Annotated in this window: 16 protein-coding genes and 1 pseudogene; 7 read left to right on the top strand and 10 right to left on the bottom strand. The window is 70.4% G+C overall.

The features are described from left to right. Positions 1 to 29: 29 nt before the first annotated feature. Together ACZ4AA_RS16585 and ACZ4AA_RS16580 are read right to left on the bottom strand one after the other, a co-directional pair. Positions 30 to 1,346 carry an alpha-amylase family protein gene (locus ACZ4AA_RS16585; RefSeq protein WP_467601752.1) on the bottom strand — a complete coding sequence of 439 codons (1,317 nt, stop codon included), beginning with the start codon at positions 1,344 to 1,346 and terminating at the stop codon, positions 30 to 32. 11 nt (positions 1,347 to 1,357) lie between these two features. Next, positions 1,358 to 1,879, bottom strand: a complete 522-nt coding sequence (locus ACZ4AA_RS16580; protein ID WP_467601750.1) for a MarR family winged helix-turn-helix transcriptional regulator — start codon at positions 1,877 to 1,879, stop codon at positions 1,358 to 1,360. Between the two features lie 171 nt (positions 1,880 to 2,050). Between ACZ4AA_RS16580 and ACZ4AA_RS16575 the strand changes: the two genes are divergently transcribed. The 3 genes and pseudogenes from ACZ4AA_RS16575 to ACZ4AA_RS16565 form a co-directional block, all read left to right on the top strand. Next, entirely contained in the window at positions 2,051 to 3,607 is a 1,557-nt protein-coding gene (locus tag ACZ4AA_RS16575) for an FUSC family protein (RefSeq protein WP_467602471.1), read from the top strand. Positions 3,608 to 3,795: 188 nt separating this feature from the next. After that, on the top strand, positions 3,796 to 4,491 hold the full coding sequence (locus tag ACZ4AA_RS16570; protein ID WP_467601748.1) for an alpha/beta fold hydrolase: 696 nt from the start codon (positions 3,796 to 3,798) through the stop codon (positions 4,489 to 4,491). A 32-nt stretch (positions 4,492 to 4,523) separates the two neighbouring features. Next, a pseudogene (locus ACZ4AA_RS16565) lies at positions 4,524 to 4,691 on the top strand (maltokinase N-terminal cap-like domain-containing protein); the annotation flags it as partial. A 302-nt stretch (positions 4,692 to 4,993) separates the two neighbouring features. Here the strand turns inward: ACZ4AA_RS16565 and ACZ4AA_RS16560 are convergent. From ACZ4AA_RS16560 to ACZ4AA_RS16550, 3 genes are all read right to left on the bottom strand, one after another. After that, entirely contained in the window at positions 4,994 to 5,581 is a 588-nt protein-coding gene (locus ACZ4AA_RS16560; RefSeq protein WP_467601746.1) for a hypothetical protein, read from the bottom strand. Positions 5,582 to 5,665: 84 nt separating this feature from the next. After that, positions 5,666 to 6,715: a NucA/NucB deoxyribonuclease domain-containing protein gene (locus ACZ4AA_RS16555; protein ID WP_467601744.1), complete on the bottom strand. Its 1,050-nt coding sequence runs from the start codon at positions 6,713 to 6,715 to the stop codon at positions 5,666 to 5,668. A gap of 177 nt (positions 6,716 to 6,892) precedes the next feature. Continuing rightward, complete coding sequence (locus tag ACZ4AA_RS16550) at positions 6,893 to 7,729, bottom strand: LysR family transcriptional regulator (protein ID WP_467602469.1); 837 nt, start codon at positions 7,727 to 7,729, stop codon at positions 6,893 to 6,895. A 95-nt stretch (positions 7,730 to 7,824) separates the two neighbouring features. Here ACZ4AA_RS16550 and ACZ4AA_RS16545 point away from each other — a divergent pair, with 95 nt between their 5' ends. Further along, positions 7,825 to 8,319, top strand: a complete 495-nt coding sequence (locus tag ACZ4AA_RS16545; protein WP_467601742.1) for a cupin domain-containing protein — start codon at positions 7,825 to 7,827, stop codon at positions 8,317 to 8,319. Positions 8,320 to 8,436: 117 nt separating this feature from the next. Continuing rightward, the gene (locus tag ACZ4AA_RS16540; protein ID WP_467601740.1) at positions 8,437 to 9,150 is read left to right on the top strand and encodes a hypothetical protein; all 714 of its coding nucleotides are present in this window, start codon (positions 8,437 to 8,439) and stop codon (positions 9,148 to 9,150) included. 190 nt (positions 9,151 to 9,340) lie between these two features. Here ACZ4AA_RS16540 and ACZ4AA_RS16535 read toward each other — a convergent pair whose 3' ends face one another. Continuing rightward, positions 9,341 to 9,835 carry a DUF4188 domain-containing protein gene (locus ACZ4AA_RS16535; RefSeq protein WP_467601738.1) on the bottom strand — a complete coding sequence of 165 codons (495 nt, stop codon included), beginning with the start codon at positions 9,833 to 9,835 and terminating at the stop codon, positions 9,341 to 9,343. A gap of 79 nt (positions 9,836 to 9,914) precedes the next feature. Here ACZ4AA_RS16535 and ACZ4AA_RS16530 point away from each other — a divergent pair, with 79 nt between their 5' ends. Next, a complete protein-coding gene (locus ACZ4AA_RS16530; RefSeq protein ID WP_467601736.1) occupies positions 9,915 to 10,550 on the top strand; it encodes a MerR family transcriptional regulator in 636 nt (211 codons plus the stop codon). 233 nt (positions 10,551 to 10,783) lie between these two features. Here ACZ4AA_RS16530 and ACZ4AA_RS16525 read toward each other — a convergent pair whose 3' ends face one another. The 3 genes from ACZ4AA_RS16525 to ACZ4AA_RS16515 all read right to left on the bottom strand — a co-directional run bounded on the left by ACZ4AA_RS16525 (position 10,784) and on the right by ACZ4AA_RS16515 (position 15,545). Next, positions 10,784 to 12,706, bottom strand: a complete 1,923-nt coding sequence (locus ACZ4AA_RS16525; protein ID WP_467601734.1) for a glycoside hydrolase family 5 protein — start codon at positions 12,704 to 12,706, stop codon at positions 10,784 to 10,786. 231 nt (positions 12,707 to 12,937) lie between these two features. After that, positions 12,938 to 14,488 carry a peptidoglycan-binding protein gene (locus tag ACZ4AA_RS16520; protein WP_467601732.1) on the bottom strand — a complete coding sequence of 517 codons (1,551 nt, stop codon included), beginning with the start codon at positions 14,486 to 14,488 and terminating at the stop codon, positions 12,938 to 12,940. Positions 14,489 to 15,230: 742 nt separating this feature from the next. Continuing rightward, positions 15,231 to 15,545 carry a WhiB family transcriptional regulator gene (locus ACZ4AA_RS16515; RefSeq protein WP_467601730.1) on the bottom strand — a complete coding sequence of 105 codons (315 nt, stop codon included), beginning with the start codon at positions 15,543 to 15,545 and terminating at the stop codon, positions 15,231 to 15,233. Between the two features lie 311 nt (positions 15,546 to 15,856). Here ACZ4AA_RS16515 and ACZ4AA_RS16510 point away from each other — a divergent pair, with 311 nt between their 5' ends. Next, positions 15,857 to 16,222, top strand: a complete 366-nt coding sequence (locus ACZ4AA_RS16510; RefSeq protein WP_467601728.1) for a nuclear transport factor 2 family protein — start codon at positions 15,857 to 15,859, stop codon at positions 16,220 to 16,222. 115 nt (positions 16,223 to 16,337) lie between these two features. On the opposite strand, the gene msrA is transcribed toward ACZ4AA_RS16510, so the two are convergent. Next, a complete protein-coding gene (gene msrA / locus ACZ4AA_RS16505) occupies positions 16,338 to 16,850 on the bottom strand; it encodes a peptide-methionine (S)-S-oxide reductase MsrA (protein WP_467601726.1) in 513 nt (170 codons plus the stop codon). Between the last annotated feature and the right edge of the window lie 126 nt (positions 16,851 to 16,976).

Here is a 16,976-nt window from a genome sequence, read left to right as displayed (position 1 = left end):
CCGCACGCCCTGACCCGATCGGTCGGGTATCAATGATGGCTTCCCGGTGTCGTGGCGATGAACCAGCCCGCACCGGGAAGCGAGACCAGGCCCGTGGCGGAATCGACGGAGGCGTCACCCGCGAGGCGGGTCCACTCGGCGGCGGGCAGTCCGGCGGTGGCCGGAAAGGCGCCGAAGTTGAGGGCCACCGCGAGGGTGGAGCCGCCGTCGGGCGCGGCCAGGGTGTAGCCGAGGACGGTGTTGTCCAGCGCGTGGATGCGGGTCTGGGCCCGTACGAGCCAGGGGTGGCGGCGGCGCACCCCCACCAGCGTCTGGTGCAGCCGCTGGACGTCCAGCCCTTCGGTGCCCAGCTCCGACGGGGAGGCGGGGAACGCGGGACGGACGGCGTCGTCCCCGCCGGCGCGGTCCTCCTTGACGCCCTCCAGGGCCCGTTCGTCTCCCGCGTAGACGGACGGAATCCCCCCGACGGTGAACAGCACGGCGAGCGCGAGCGCCAGGTGCCGGGGTTCCTCCAGCCGGCTGGCGACGCGGGTGACGTCGTGGTTTCCGACGAACGTCTGCGGCGCGAACGTGTCGACCATGGCGTTGTGACGCTTGAGCGCCCAGGCCAGTTCGTGCGGATTGCGGTCGTTGAGCGAACTCCAGATCGCCTTCCACAGCTCGTACTGCGTCACGGTGTCCAGTCCGCCCTCGACGACGTACGCCGTGTAGTCGCCGTGGATCACCTCACCGCTGAACCACGCGCCGGGGTGACGCGTCCTGACCCGGTCCGTGACGGTCCGCCAGAAGGACCGGGGAACCGCGTAGGCCGCGTCCAGCCGCCAGCCGTCGACGCCCCGGTCGAGCCAGTGGCACAGGACGTCGGCGACATGGTCGGCGACCCCGGGCGACGCGTGGTTCAGCGCGACGAGATGCCGGTGCCCCTCGAAGGTCCGGAAGTCGTCGCCCTCGGGGACGAACCAGTCCGCGTACGGGGAGGCGGTGCCGCGTCGCTCCACGTCGGCGAAGGGCGCGAAGGATCTGCCGACGTGGTTGAAGACGCCGTCGAGCAGGACGCGGACCCCGCGCGACGCGGCACGCTCCACGAGTTCGGCCAGGTCGGCCTCGGTGCCGAGGCGGGGATCGACGCGGAAGTGGTCGGTGGTGTCGTAGCCGTGGGTCTCGGAGGCGAAGACCGGCCCCAGGGCCAGCCCGTTGCAGCCGAGCCCGACCAGATGGTCCAGCCAGTCGCCGAGGACCGGCAGCCGGTGCCGCACGGGCGCGTCCTCGGGCAGGGCGTCCAGCTCCGCGCCGAGGAAGGTCAGGGGGTGGACGTGCCACCAGATGGCGTGGTCGGGCCAGGACACGGGAGCCTCCGTCAGTCGGGTCGGGTCGTGGAGCCGGGCACGGCGGTCGGGGAGTCGGCGAGGCGGTTCATCAGACGGGCGGCGAGCAGGAGCACCTGACACTCCGTCTCGGTGAGGTCGACGAGGGCGATGTCGAGCCAGGCGTCGCGCTGCGCCATGTCACGGGCGAGAGCGGCGCGGCCCTCTTCGGTCAGCTGGACCACGCGCTGCCGCCCGTCCTGCGTGTCGCGCGTCCTGCTGATCAGGCCTTCCTGTTCCAGGTCGGCGAAGACCCGGGTCAGGGACTGCGGCTGCTGATGGTCGGCGGCGGCGAGCGCGCCGGCCGACATCGGGCCGTTGCGGCGCAGGTGGCCGAGGACACTGCTCTTGTTCAGGCTGAGGCCGTCCGCGGGGCGCTCGGCGCTCAGCCTGCGGGCGAGCCGGACGACTCCTTGGCGGATCTCGGCCGAGGCACGGCCGTCCCGTCGCTCGGACCCGTACGGCTCCGCTCGCACCGCGTCCCGGTGGTCCTCTTGTTCTGTCCGCTCTCCCATCACATTGATAAGGTATCACTTACGATCCTGTCGGAGGGCGAGTCGCAGAATGGCTTGTTCCAAGGGCTTCCTTGGCGGTGATGCTACGTGGTGCGTAGTTTTCTGAGGTCGACGCGTCGTGCGCTGCATTTCGATCCGCGAGGGACACACCTGCGGACGACGGCCGTGAGCATGGCCACGGTGCTGGGTGCGTACGGCCTGGCGCTGTTCGTCGAGCACGAGGCCGGTCTGCGGGTGGACAGCGTGGTGCAGGCGGTGGTCATCGCCTCGGCGCTGGGCCGCGTCCAGCGCCTCTTCGACCGGACCGACCGATTGCTGGCCTGTGTCGTGCTGCCCTGCGCGGCGGCGGCCGGCGCGGAGCTGAGCACCTTGATCGAGCGGCATCACCTCGCGGGTGACACGGCCTTCGTCGTGGGAGTCGCGGGGGTGATCTGGCTGCGCCGGTTCGGTGCCCGCGCCACGCGGGCGGGCACGCTCGTCGTGCTGCCGCTGATCGCCGTTCTGGTGGTGCCCGCCGGGGCGGTGCCGGCCGCCGGGCACGAGCGCACCGCCTGGGCGGCGGTGACGGCCCTGGCGACGGTCGTCTGGGGAACCGTGGTGACCTGGACGGCACAGCGCGCCGGCCTCGTGCCCCGGCCGCCCTCCGCGAAGGTGACCTCGGCGCCCCGCGCCCGGCGCCGAGGTCCGGCCCCGAGCACCCGGATGGCCGTGCAGATGGCGGCGGCGCTCACCGCCGCGTTCGCGGTCGGCCGGAATCTGTGGCCGGATCACTGGGCGTGGGTGGTCCTCACCGCGTTCCTGGTGTGCAGCGGTGCGCTCAGCCGGGGCGACGTCCTGGTCAAGGGGGCCTGGCGCACGCTCGGCGCCGCGGCCGGCACCGTGGTGGCGTCAGCCGTCTCCGGCCAGTTCGGACCACGGTCGGACACCGCCGTCGTCGTCATCTTCGTCGTACTCGCCGTGGCCACCTGGCTGCGTGAACTCAGCTACGCGTACTGGGCGGGCTGCGTGACCGCCGTGCTTTCACTGCTCTACGACTGGTTCGGTGAGAGCCCCGGGGACCTGCTGCACACCCGGCTGGCCGGGATCGCGGTCGGCGCGGTTCTCGGCGTGACGGCTTCCTGGCTCGTGCTGCCCATCCGGACCGAGGCGGTGGTACGGGCGCGGACCGCGGCGGCGCTGTCGGGGCTGGGCGAGTTGATGGAGACCGACTGGCACGACGGTGCGGCGGTCCGGATGGCGCGGGCCCGATTCGCCTACCGTGTCGAGCAGTTGGCGACCGCCACGGCTCCCCTGCGGATCCTGGCCGCGGTGCCCGCCCCCCGGGCCCTGTCCGCCCGGTGGCACCCGGACCACCGCACACTCCGGTCCGCGACGGCGCTACGGCGCTGCGCCGACCCGGTCGACGACCTCACCGAGGCCATCGGATCGGCGCCGGGCGCGCTGACCGCCGACCCAGGCGTGACCCGGGGCCGCGCGCGGGTCGCGGCGCACGCGCTCACCGTACGCCGGTCGATCGCCCGCCGCCCGCCCCCGCCACCCCCCACGGAACCGACCGCACAGCCCCCCGCCGGGACCCCCGAGCCGACCACCCCGCCCCACCACTTCGTCCCACCCACCTTGGCCGCCCTCGAAACGATCGACACCCAACTCGACGTACTCAGCGTCTTGTTCGGGCCGGTACCGGTACACACCCCGGAGGCGCCGACGACGGCGGCATCAACCGGCTGAAGACCCTCACCCACCAAGCGGTCTTCCGGCGCCGTATGTCCTGCCGACAGGGCAATGTCGTGATGGAGGGCGACTTCGTCCGCGTGTTCTGCGACGTGCTCCCGCCGTCCGGCTGGAACATCGACCGGGAGGGCTGCCAGGGCCGTCGCCGATGACTTTCGTCGCTTCCGGCGGTCCGCGTCGTCAGGGTGAAACGAGCTGAAGCGAGGGTGAGCGTGTTTGTCTTGGTTCCTGGGGCCGGGGGTTCGGCCTGGTTCTGGCATCGTGTGGTGTCCGAGCTGCGGGCGAGGGGGTACGAGGCGGTCGCGGTCGACCTGCCCGGCGCCGACGAGTCCTCGGGGCTGCCCGAGTACACCGACGCCGTGGTCGAGGCGATCGGCGATCACGCCGATACGGTGCTGGTCGCGCAGTCGATGGGCGGCTTCACGGCGCCGATGGTCTGCGCACGGGTTCCGGTCGGCCTGCTGGTCCTCGTCAACGCGATGGTGCCGCTCCCCGGTGAGACCCCCGGACAGTGGTGGGGCAGCACCGGATCCGAGCCGGCCCGCGTCGCCGCCGCCGAAGCGGGCGGATACGGCACCGAGTTCGACCTGGACACCTACTTCCTGCACGACGTCCCGCCCGAGATCGTGGCCGCCGGGGCCGACCATCAGCGGCCGGAGGCCGACATCGCGTTCAACCAGCCCTGCGCCATCGAGCGTTGGCCCGACACCACCACACGGGTGCTGGCCGCGACCGGGGACCGGTTCTTCCCTGTGGACTTCCAGCGCCGGGTCGCCCGCGACCGTCTCGGGATCGAGGCCGAGACCGTCCCCGGCGGGCACCTGGCCGCGCTGTCACACCCGTCCGAACTCGTGGAACGGCTGCTCGAACGGTTGCCGTGAGGCCGGTAGGTTCGATCGTCGCCCGTCACGCGGACCCGGTGGCGTATCTCGTGCCCATGGGCCACCGCGGGACGCCGCTGGAGGGCGCCGCCGAAGAGGCGCTGATCGGAACCTCCGAACACGGGGTGCCGGGAACCCGGTGGATCTACGACGGCGCCCACGACCCGGTGGTGACGGCGCGGCTGCACGCCCTCCTGAGGACGTCCCGTGGCGGTAGCCGGTGAAAGCCCGGTGGCGGAAGCCGGAGGCCGTCCCGAAGGGGCAGCCGTACGGTCTCGTGGAGGTGTATTTTCCCGGCCGAGCGGCGAAACGTATCCCCCCGGCGCGAAGCTCGTTGAAGTGGTCAGCGCGCAAACGCCCCCGACGGATGCGCGACACGTGAGGGCCCGAATCCCTGCCCGGTCTCGGGCCCTCACCCCCTCCCTCCCCCACCATCGCCCTCCGGGCCGTTCCGCGGATCGTTGGAGGTCGCCGCCAGGCCGGGCCGGCGCGGGAGCAGGTGTCAGTCCTGTTCGCCGGGGTGGGTGTAGAGGGTGGTGTAGTCCTCCACGGGTGTGGCCATGTCCGCGGCGTACTCCGCGCGGGCCTGGCGGTCGGCCTCGGTGATGTCGGGGTGCACGGAAGGCGCCTGGGGCGCGGGCCAGAGCTGGACCAGGTGGCGTTCCCCGTGGTCGCCGATGCCGGGTTCGGGGTCGTCGGCGTGGCAGTACAGGCGCATCCGCACCCAGTCCGACCCGTCGGACGAGGACGGGAACTCCAGGCGAGGCTCCTCATCCGGCCACGCGTCCAGGAGGTCGCCCTGTTCGAGGGTCGCGACGTGGAGGGTGGGGAGGTCGGCCCGCAGGCTGATCTCCTCGGCGGGCTCCCACTCGGTGCCGGTCTCGAGGGCCGGCAAGGTGTCGTGGACCTGGACGGTCAGCTGGAGGGGGCCGGTGTCGGTGGTGGTGAGGACGACCGCGCCGGCGTCGGTGGCCTGGCCGCAGCGCCAGCCGAAGGGCATCTCCTGGGGGTACTCGTAGTCGTCGGTGAAGCCGATCAGGTAGCCGCCTTCGCCGAGGTCGACGGTGAACGAGGATGCACGGACCAGCATGGGGGTCTCCTTGAACCGGGCAGGGTGCCCCCTCCCGGACGATGCGGGAAGAGGCACCCAGTCTTGCGGTCACTGTCGTGGTGCTCAGGCGATCACGTAGAACGGGTCGTGATCCATGACGTGCATCTGGCCGCGCCATGCGGTGATGCGTCCGCCCTGGGCCTTGTTCTCGTTCACCTTGACCCAGGTGATCTCCCGCTGGGCGGCGGCAAGGGCGGTACCGCCCTCGTAGGTGGAGGCGAACGGGTACTCGTCGCACGAGGTACGGCCTGCGCGCCGCATGTTCGCCGGCGCGGTCCGCGGGCACACCGCGGCCCGGTTGCGGGTCTCCTGCGTCTTGTTGATCATCCAGTGCAGGGGCTTGCCGCCGTTCGGGTCTCCGTAATGGCCGCCGCGGGAGCGGAGGTTGCGGATGCCCTCGTCGATCCGGGCCAGGCCGATCATGCTCACCCCGGTGGGCGCTTCGGGGATGGCGCATCCGGACCGGCTGGCCCGGGTGCTGCCGTAGTAGTTGTCGCACCGGTACACGGCGGAGGCGTAGGAGACGCCGGCGGGGCTGTAGCCGGCCTTGGTGAAGGAGTAGCCGTAGGTGGTCTTCGCCTTGGGGTTGATCTTCTTCGGGGCGATCGCGGCGGTCTTGTAGTCGACGCTGCCGCTGGCCGCGCTGTCGAGGGTGTGGCCCTGCGGGAAGTGGACCGTGGCTCGGGTACCACCACCGGAGGTGGCGGAGAACCTGACGGCGACACCGCGGCCTTGGCCGGTGGTCGCCGCCTTGGAGATGGTGAACTTCTCACTCCAGTTGGCGGAGTTGGTCTTCAACGTCATCTGGTGCTTGACGTTGAAGTCGGCGGTGCCCTCAAGGACGGGGCTCCCGTTGACGACCCTCACGACGTCGAGGTGGACGGTGACCCATTCGCACTCGCTGAAGCGGTTGACGGTGACGCGGTTGACGGTGCAGGACGCGTTCACGGCCCGGCCTGCCAGAGCGCTCGCCCGGGACCCGGGCACACCCATGGTCACGCGCAACTGTCCGGCACTCGACCGGCCGGTCGCGGCTAACGCCGACGGAGCGGCTGCCGATATCAGCAGCCCCAGCGCCACGGCCCCCGTCGTGAGCAGCTTTCTCGGTTTCACGTTGTACCCCCGGTTGTTGGTCGCAGCCAACGGAGGCACAACGCCAACTCACGCGTACCCCCGTCGCGTTGACGCCATCCAAGCACCAGCAACGTACAGATCGCACACCGTTTTGTTCTGTTTCAGTCACAGGTGATCGGGGGTCGCTCATCGAGGGCCGTTGACCTGACACTCCCCTCAACAGCGGTACGCGGTCGTCGCGATCTCGATGAAGGATCGGATCAACGGGTTGGTGTCGCCCTTGTTCCACGCCGCCACCACTCGGCTCGGAGGCATGTCGAGCAGCGGCACCAGGGCCAGTTCCGCGGGCAGGTCGTGGCCGACCGGGGCCAGACCGACCGTGCCGTTCCACAGCACGGCTTGCAGGCATTCCTGAACGGCGCGCACCACGGGGCCCTCACGCGGCCCGCCACCGTTCCAGTACGCCTGCCAGAGGGGGTCGGTGCCCCGCGGGAACTGGAACCAGCGGCGGTCGCTCAACTCGGCCAGCCGCAGCCCGTCGCGGCCCGCCAGCGGATCGTCGGCGCGCAGAACCACGCCGACCGGATCGGTCCGCAGTTCGCGCATCGCCAGGGCGGTGTCGTCGAACGGCGCCCGGGTCAGCGCGACATCGACCAGTCCGGCGCGCAGCCCGCAGGTCGGATCGGTCAGATCGGTGTCGCGGACGCGGATGTCGATGCCGGGGTGGCTGCGGCGGTAGACGGCGGCCAGCCTGGCCACCCCCGGGTCGGTGCCGTCGCCCAGGAGACCGATGGTGATGGTCGCGACACCGGCCGCCGCGCTCACGCGTACCCGGACGTGGTCGGCGTGGTCGAGCAGCGCCCGCGCCTCGTCCAGCAGCACCGAGCCCACTGCGGTGAGCGTGACCCCCGCGGGCGAGCGGGTGAACAGCGGGGCACCGACGTCGGCCTCCAGCTGCTTGATCGCCCGGCTCAGCGGCGGCTGACTCATGTGCAGGCGGGTGGCGGCCCGGCCGAAGTGGAGTTCCTCGGCGACCGCCACGAAGTAGCGCAGGGTCCGTAGCTCCACGCTGCAACGATACCCACGCGGTATCGGCGCCGCAGGACGGGTCTTGGACATCTGCGGGTCCCGCCGGTGAACTCGTGTGCATGACCGAAGAAGCGAAGACCGGCAAGCCGCAGACTCACGCCGGTGTATCGGTGGTGGGTCCCGGCGACGGCGAGACGATCGTTCTGGGCACCACCCGCATGCGTGTGCTGGAAGACGGCAGTCACACCGGGCACCGCCTCGCGATCGCCGAGTCCGTTCTCGCCCCGCACACCCAGGGACCGCCGCAGCACCGCCACGCCCGCCACGACGAGGGCTTCTACATTCTCTCCGGCACCGTGCGATTCACCGTCGGGGACGAGGACCACGACGCCGTCGCGGGCACGCTCGTGATGGTTCCGCCCGGTGTCCCGCACACCTTCGCCAACCCGACCGACCAACCCGCCGTCATGCTCAGCACCTTCACCCCCGACCTGTACGTCCAGTACTTCCGGGACCTCCAGGACGTGCTCGCCGACGGCCGGCCGCTGACGCCACAGGCCAACATCGACGCGATGAGCCGCTACGCGACCGAGCCCGCCACCGGCCCGGCCTGAGGCGGCACGGCCTGAAGCGGCACGGCCAAGGACGGTGGGCTCACACCAGGCCGAAACCCCGCGCTGAGGGATCCTCGTGGGCGAGGCGTCCGGTGTGACCTGTCATGATCCGGACCCATGAAGACGTCGAACCCGTACCTGGTCCCGGCCGCCGCCCGCAACAACGCCGAGTGGTGTGCGGCGATGAGTCGATCACACGGCGTGGAGGGCGAGTTGGGGGCGCAGGCGTGGGTCTCCCCGGCCCGCACCCCGCCGTACTACCCGGACGCCGTGACGCTGGTGCCCGGCGCCGACCCGGCCCCGCTGCTGGTCCGGATCGACACGGCCGCACCCGGTGCCTCCGTCAAGGACAGCTTCGCCGACCTCGACCTGACCGGCGCCGGCTTCCGGATTCTGTTCGACGCGCAGTGGATCCACCGACCGGCGGACGAACCCGCCGGACCCTGCGACCTCGAATGGTCCGTCGCGCGTGATCCCGACGCGTTGCGCGAGTGGGCGCTCGCCTGGGACGACGGGGACGCGTATCTGTTCCGGCCCGAACTCCTCGACGACCCGGCCACGTTCGTGCTCACCGGACGATCCGCCGACGGTCGGGTGTCCGCCGGAGCGGTCGCGAGCCGCGGCGGTCACGTGGTCGGTGTCTCCAACGTCTTCGCGCGCGACGGCGGCCCGGAGGCGGCCTGGCCGGGTGTGCTCGGCACGCTCCACGCCCTGTTTCCCACCCTGCCCGTGGTCGGCTACGAGCACGGCGACGACCTGACCGCCGCCCTGCGCCACGGCTTCGAACCGATCGGCCCGCTGCGAATCTGGATCCGCCCGGGACAGGACTGACCCGGGCGGCACGGACCGGGGCGGTACGGAGTCGGGTGGTACGCAGTCGGGCGAGCCAGGTCGCACCGCCGAAGCCCAGCACCGCTGCCAGCCCCAGTGCCAGGTCGCACCGCCGAAGCCCAGCGCCGCGTTCAACTCCGGCGCCAGTTCGCACCGCCGAGACCCAGCACCGCGGTCAGCCCCGCTGCCCCTATGCGGCATCGCCCCCCAGTCGCTGCGCCGCCCGCTCCCCGCGTCGCTCGACCGGCTCGACTCCCCAGGCCGCGCCCAGGCCGGTCGGCGGCATGTCGACGTAGACCGATTCGTAGGAACCCGCCGGGACGATGTACGTCTCGTGCCAGATCCCGACGCTGCCGTCGCTGTTCCGCAGCCGGCGGTTGAACTCCGCCCACGCGGGGCGGTGTTGCCCGGACCGGTCGGAGGCGTAGGCGAGCAGCTTCTCGCGCGACTCCCAGTACTGGACGACGGTGAACACCCGCGGACCGCCACTCAGCCCCCGGTATCCGAGGAACCCGCTGTCCTTGTTGATCGAGAGCTCCTTGATCATGCGCGGCATCGCCTTCAGCGTGGGCAGCCAGTGGCGGACGGCCCGCCAGCGGTTGATCCGCATGCCGATCAGAAAGACGACGACCTCCCCCTCGGCTGCGGCCGTGACCCGGCGCCCGGATGTCGGTGCATTACCCATGAGATTCCCCGTTCCCGTATTGGATAGTGGCACGATCCATGCTTGGATAGTGCCACTGTCCGATGGAAGGTGCAAGAGCATGCGACTGGCGGAACTGAGCGAGCGCAGCGGGGTGTCCACGGCCACGATCAAGTACTACCTGCGCGAGGGACTGCTCCAGCCCGGGCGCCGGATCTCCGCGACCCAGGCCGAGTACGGCGAGGACCAGCTGCGGCGACTGCGCCTGGTACGAGCGCTCATCCAGATCGGCGGGATCTCGGTGGCCGACGCGCGCGAGGTGATCGCGGCCGCGGAGGACGAGGCGCTCGATCCCCATCTGCGGCTGGGCGCGGCGACTCGCTCGCTGCCCTCCGTCGAGCGGCCCGACGAGGACGATCCGGCGGTGGCGACCGCCTGCCGTTCGGTGGAGGCGCTGCTGGGGCGGCTCGGCTGGTCCTGCGACTCCGGTATGAATCTGCTCAATCCCGCCCACCGCCGGCTCATCGACTCGGTCGCCGCACTGGTCCGGCTCGGCTATCCCTGCGACACGGAGCAGCTGCTGCCGTACGGGCGACTTGCGGCACAACTGGCGGTGACCGACCTGGACCTGGTCGAGGCGCAGCCGACTCCGACCGAGCGGATCGAGGCGGCCGTCGCGCTCACGGTGCTGTACGAACCCGTGCTGTTGAGCCTGCGCCGGATGGCCCACGCGGAGGAATCGGCCCGGCGGTTCTGAGGCCTCCGCCCGGACGCCCGCTCCCCCGCACGGGGCCGCACCCAGACTGTTGCGCGTGGCCCCGCGCGAGGGCGAAGCGAAAACGCCGCCGGGACCCGGCCGGCTCCCACAAGGGGTTCGGTCCGCCAGGTCCCGACGGCTCATGAAAAGGCTGTACGTCACTCACGGCACGGAGCGGTCCCATCGCCGTCGCCCCCGCGCGCGCACGGGAGCGAACAGCGGCCGTCGCGCACTCAGTTCAGCTTGCGGCACAGCAGCGCGGCCGGGCCTTGGCTGGATCCGAAGCGGGTCGTGAAAGCGATTCCGGCGGCGTACTCGTCGTCGGCGCACTGACCCTTGTAGTCACCGTTCGCGAAGTCGCCTCCGGCCGCGCCGGCGGGCCGGTTGTCGGAGCGGTCGAACCACACGGTCCGGCCGGCGCCCGCCAGCGAGACCCGCGCCGGAACGCACAGGGCCGCGGACGTCCGGCCGCCACGACGGCTGTACCCGATGAGGAAGTTCCCCGCGGGGCACTGCAATTTGGTGTACCCGGAGGCCCAGTCGCCGCCGGATGGGACGTAACGTTCGTCGGTGACGACCGTCTGGGTACCGGCCGCGGAGCGCAGGTCACCGGTCGAGACGTCGGTGCACAGCGCGCGGACCCCGCTGTGGCCGAGTCCGGTCAGCCGCTCGCCGTCGGGGCATGTGGCCTTGGACGCGCCCGAGTCCCAGTCGCCGCCCGCACGCACCCGCAGTGACTGCACATAGTCGCCGTGATCGGTGGCGAGCATGTTCCAACCGGGGACGGCGGCGACGGACCCGGTACGGGTCGGGGCCGTCATGAGCCGGTTCCACGCGGTGCCGCGCCAGTCGGACTGATCGAGGATGCCGTACCGGTTGCCCGCGGTGTCGTAGCGCAGCAGGGACCAGTCGTCGTGGCCTTCCCAGCCGACGAGGGGCCAGTAGGCGAAGTCGACGTCGTGGTCGGCGAAGTAGTCGGTGATGTTGCCGAACCAGGCCCGGGCCGCCGCGCCCGTCTCACCGGAGCCGATGCCGAACTCGCTGATCCACACGGGAGCGGTGAAGTGCTGGTTCGGTTCCGAGGAGACGAAGAAGGCCTCGTCGCCGAGAGCTTGGTAGAGCTGGTCGCGGGTGAGGTCCTGGTAGCGGGCGTCGTGGGTCTCGCCGATTCCGGTCGCTCCGCTGTGGCTGGGGCCGGTGTATCCGTAGAAATGGGCGGAGTACACCAGCTTGTGGGAGGCGACGAGGGTGTGGGAGAGGTTGCGGGCGGGGGTGAGCATGGGGCGGCCGTGCGGCAGGCCGTCCACGGGCAGACCTGTCCAGTTGATCCCCTCGATGACGATGAGGAGGCGGGGATTGGCCTCGGAGAGGATGCGGTCGGCCGCGAGCTGGGCGGCCGCGTACCAGTCGTGGGCGTCCCCCAGGCCCCAGTTGGGGTCGTCCAGCACGTCACGGCGTACCTCGTTGTAGAGGTCGGCGCCCACCACCCGCGGGTCACCGGCGTAACGGCGTGCCATGAAGACCCAGTCGTCCGCCCACTGCTGGGTGGACTGGCTGCTGTTCCACCGCTCGTTGCCGTCGAGACCGCAGCACCAACGTGAGGTGTTGGTGTGGTTGTTGAGGATGACCGCGAACCCGCTCCCGGTGAGAGCGGAGACCACGGCGTCGTAGACCTGAAGGGGCGTCTTGCCACGCAGCCCCGGGTTGGCCGTGACGGCGGCGTCCGGCACCGGCGTCGTCGAATGGATCATCGCGTTGGAGAAGGGCAGCCGGATGCTGTTGATGCCCAACTGGTGGAAGTCGTTCAACAGTTGGGGCAGCGACGCACGCTCGAGACCGAGGGGGATACCGTAGGAGTTCTGTCCCGCGTGCTGGTTGGCCGGGTCGTCGGCGCTTCCGCTGCCCGTCCAGGAGCCTTGTGCGCCGTCCCAGTTGGCCGACTTCAGCCGGAACCGGTTGCCGTCGGCGTCCACGATGTAGCGCCCGCGGGTGGACAGCGGCGCCTGCCACGTCTCGGCCGCCGGTGTGGCGACGGTGGCCGCCCCTGTGCCGCCCACCGAGTCGGAGGTGGCGGCGACCGCCCCCGGAGCCGTGGCCAGCAGCAGAAGAGACGCTGTCGCTAATGTCAGGTACTTGCCAAATCTGAGAGTGGACATGGGACCTCTGTGAGGGGTGTCGGTACGCGAACGTGCGGGTCGGTGCCCGCCGGAGCCTAGCGGGAAGGCCGACCCCGGGCGACGGTTCCGGTCAGGCGTGACGCCCGGCACCGGCGGAACGCTCACCGAGCCGTGAACTCAGCCCGGGGGAAGGGCGGTTCACGGCTCGGTGCGGTGCGGCCGTTCAGCGGTCGTCGCGGTCGGTGCGTTCGGCGCGGTCGGCGCGGTCGGTCAGCGGACCCGGATGAACAGCACGTCGTATCCGCTGTTCGTCCCGCGCGTCTTGACGTAGACGCCGTCCGAACCGCCGTTGGGGTTCCCGGTGTTGCCCTCGACAGTGGTGAAGCTGGAGCCGCCGCTCACCGTTCGCACGATGCCTATGTGCTCATGCCCGCCGGTGTAGTCGTTGCCCCCGTTCCAGTCGAAGGCCACGATGTCGCCCGGCTGCGGGTTCGTCGTCACCGAGAGGTGATAGTTGCCGGCCCTCGCCTGCTTGACCCAGCCCGAGACATAGGTGTTGCGGTAGGAACTGGCCCCGGTCTGCTTGGCCACCCAGCTCACGAAGGTCGCGCACCATGCGTAGTTGCTGGTGGACAGCGACAGGCCGACGGCCGATCCGTAGCTGTTGGCCCGAGCGCTGCCCTCGACCGTGCCGACCTCGGCCGCGGCCACGTCGAGGATCTTGCCGTAACCGCCGCCGGGCGCGGGCGAGGACGGCGGGGTGACCGCGCCGTACAGAGCGGCCTTCGTGTTCGGGCCCACCTGACCGTCGACGGCCAGGCCCTTCTCGGCCTGGAAGTCGCGCACCGCGCTGTCGGTCAGCGGTCCGAAGTCGCCGTCGACGGCGAGATCGGCTCCGTGGTGGTTGAGAAGGCTCTGCAACTCGGTGACACAGCCGCTGCGCTGGCCCTTCACGATGGTGCCCGGGCATGAACCGGAGTTCAGGTTGATCGGTGCCGGTGCGCCGCTGCCGCCGCCCGTGCTGATGTTGGAGTACAGGGCGGCCTTGGTGTTCGGGCCCACCTCTCCGTCCGCGGATAGGCCCGCGGAGGACTGGAACGCCTTCACCGCCGTCAGCGTCAGCGGCCCGAACTGGCCGTCCACATCGACATGTTGCCCCTTGCCGTTGAGCAGGGCCTGAAGCGTCGCGACACAGCCGCCGCTCTCCCCCTCCACGATGTTCGCCGGGCAGGAGGCGGACCGCAGATCAAGGGCGGTGGACGGCGACTCGTCGGTGTCGTAGAGCTCCCGTTTGGTGTTCGTGCCGACCTGGCCGTCGACCGACAGGCCGTGTGTGGACTGGAAGTCACGGACCGCGCCGGCCGTCGCCGGACCGAAGTCGCCGTCCACGTCGATCGCATAGCCGAAGTGGCGGAGCAGCCTCTGGAGTTCGGTGACGCAACCGCCCTTGGCGCCCTGGACGATGTTGGCCGGGCACGACGAGGAGGTGAGGTTGACCGGCGACGGGGCCGAGCCTCCGGTCGCGTACAGCTTGGCCTTGGTCTGGGGTCCCACCAGACCGTCGACGGCAATCGCGGTGGAGGACTGGTACTCGCGCACCGCGTAGAGGGTGTTCGCCCCGAAACTGCCGTCCACCACCAGGCCGGCGCCGTGGGCGTTGAGCAGATTCTGCAACTCGGTGACACAGCCGCTCACTTGGCCCCGCTGGATCACGCTGGGACACGACGAGGAGGTCAGTCTGATCGCCGCCGGTGCCGCCGAGGCAGGACCGGCACCGAGCAGGATGCCCGCCGAGAGGAGCGCCGTCGTGGCCGCGAACACGCCGGTTCTCGTTCGCCAGCCGGGGCCGGAACCCATGCTGCCCCGATGCCGACTGGGCGCATGGTCCGTGTGACCACGAAATGAAATCGTTCTCATGACCGCGAAACGTCTCCTTCGCTCCCTTTGCGGATTGCTGTCGGAGATCGTCCGAGCCGAAACCGCACACTGCCGTGATGGGTCGTTCATGGAAGGATTCGCCCGCCCGGCGGGCGGCCATTCAGGCCTTCAGCCGGTATATGGAGGTGAAATTGATATTTTGGTCAGGTCGGCACGTTTTCGCACCAACACCCCTGTACAGACACAGAGTTGAGGCATCGTCGACAGTCATGACCGGGCTGCTCATTCCGCGCACGACGGTGGCAGTTCACGCCTGTGCGCACAATGCCGAATGACACAGTGGCTTGATTTAAACGCTGTCGACGGCCGGAAAAAACGCATGTGTGACAGCCTCTGAATGTTTAGTGCTTTTCGGCTGCCTGTCTCATTGAGGCGCTTCCGGCCTCATTGTGCGCGGACGAAGCGAAAGGCGAGGATCGCGGCCCGGCGAGGCAGCGAGGCAGCGGTCGAAGCCGCCCCGGGTGATGTGGTGCAGTGGGCGACAGTTCACGGGTACGCGACGGCGTCCAGCGGGCGGCCGTGCTGCGAGCGTTGCTCCCGCACGACGAACGGGGCGCCCGTCATCTCCCCGGAACCCGGCACGGGTTCCGGGGAGATGACGGGCGCCCCGCCACGTGCCAGGAAGTCAGCTCGCCCTGTGCCCGACGGCCGCGGGGGCGTCCTGCGTGCGTTCGTGTTCCACTCGGGCCGTCTCCAGGAGGTGCAGCCAGGACGTCACCGTGGGGCGGCGGCGCAGCAGGGCACGACGCTCGCGCTCGGTCATGCCTCCCCAGACGCCGTGCTCGATCCGCTGGTCCAGCGCGTAAGCGAGGCATTCGGTGAGCACGGGGCAGCCGATGCACAGCATCTTGGCCCGGTTCTGTGCCGCGCCCTCGACGAACAGGTCGTCCGGATCGGCCGTACGGCACAATCCTCGATCGCTCCAGTCGGTGCTCGTCATCTCGTGATGCCGTCCTCTCCCCTGGCCCCCGCCTGCGAGTTGCCCGCCTGCCCTGGCAACAGGCATATGACACTACGCCTTTCGAGGTCCGCAACTCTATCTGCCGTACGGCACCACACCTTCGAGTGAGCGCAGCTTGCCTCACGCGCGCGGCAGCGCTATGGAGGCGCCTCGACGGTTCAGGGTCCGAGGCAGCGCCTTCGCACCACGGGTGCGACCGCCCACCCCGCTCCCTCGTCCCGCATACCCCGTCCCCCGTCGTCCAGCCCCGTCTCCCAGCCCATCCCCTCCCTCGCCGGAAAGCAGGAGCCATGTCACGGAACAAGCAGACCGTCGAGACCTATCTGGACGGCTTCCGGAAGAACGATCACGCGCAGATCCTGAGTTGCCTCACCGACGACATCGAGTGGACGGTCTTCGGCGGCTTCCATCTGACCGGCAAGGAGGCCTACGACGCCGCCATCGAGGGCCCCGGCTTCGTCCCGCCGCCCCGGCTGGAGGTCGTACGCATGGTGGAGGAGAACGACGTGGTCATGGCCGAACTCACCGGGACGGTGACACGGGACACGGGCGAGCCGATGCGCATGTCGATGGCCGAGGTGTTCCGCATGCGCGACGGGAAGATCTGCGAGCGCCGCGCATGGGTGATCGAGCTCAGACGAAACGACTATCTCTGACCGGCCGGGGAGGCTCGGCGGCGATCAACGGCAAGCCGTCCCGTCCCACCCCCCGTACACACCGGGGTTCCGCGACCGGCACCACCACCGGCCGCGGAACCCCGGCGGCAGTCGCTCAGCCCTCCGCGCGCCTCGGCAGGCGCCAGTTCGGACGGACGAAGTGGCAGGTGTACCCGTCGGGGTAGCGCTGGAGGTAGTCCTGGTGCTCCGGCTCCGCCTCCCAGAACGGGCCCGCGGGCGCGACCTCGGTCACGACCTTCCCCGGCCACAGCCCGGACGCGTCCACGTCGGCGATGGTCTCCTCGGCGACCCGCTTCTGCTCGTCGTCGACGTAGAAGATGGCGGAGCGGTAGCTGAGACCGATGTCGTTGCCCTGCCGGTTCTTCGTCGACGGGTCGTGGATCTGGAAGAAGTACTCCAGGATCGTCCGGTAGTCGGTCTTCGTGGGATCGAACGTGATCTCGATCGCCTCGGCATGCGTGCCGTGATTGCGGTACGTCGCGTTCGGCACGTCGCCGCCGCTGTACCCCACCCGCGTGTCCAGAACACCCGGGAACGTCCTGATCAGATCCTGTACGCCCCAGAAGCAACCGCCGGCCAGCAGCGCCTTCTCCTCTGTCCCGCTCATCGCACGCACCCCATCTTCCTAGTCCTCGTCGGACGCCCGCGGTCGGCCGTCTCACATACCGCCCGCGCGTCCGTCCGCCCCGTCCTCACACGAACGTGGCACCGCCTTGCACAAGTCCGGAAGGGC

Source organism: Streptomyces sp. NPDC024698, from assembly GCF_055559015.1.
This window is presented reverse-complemented; position numbering and strand designations above follow the sequence as displayed.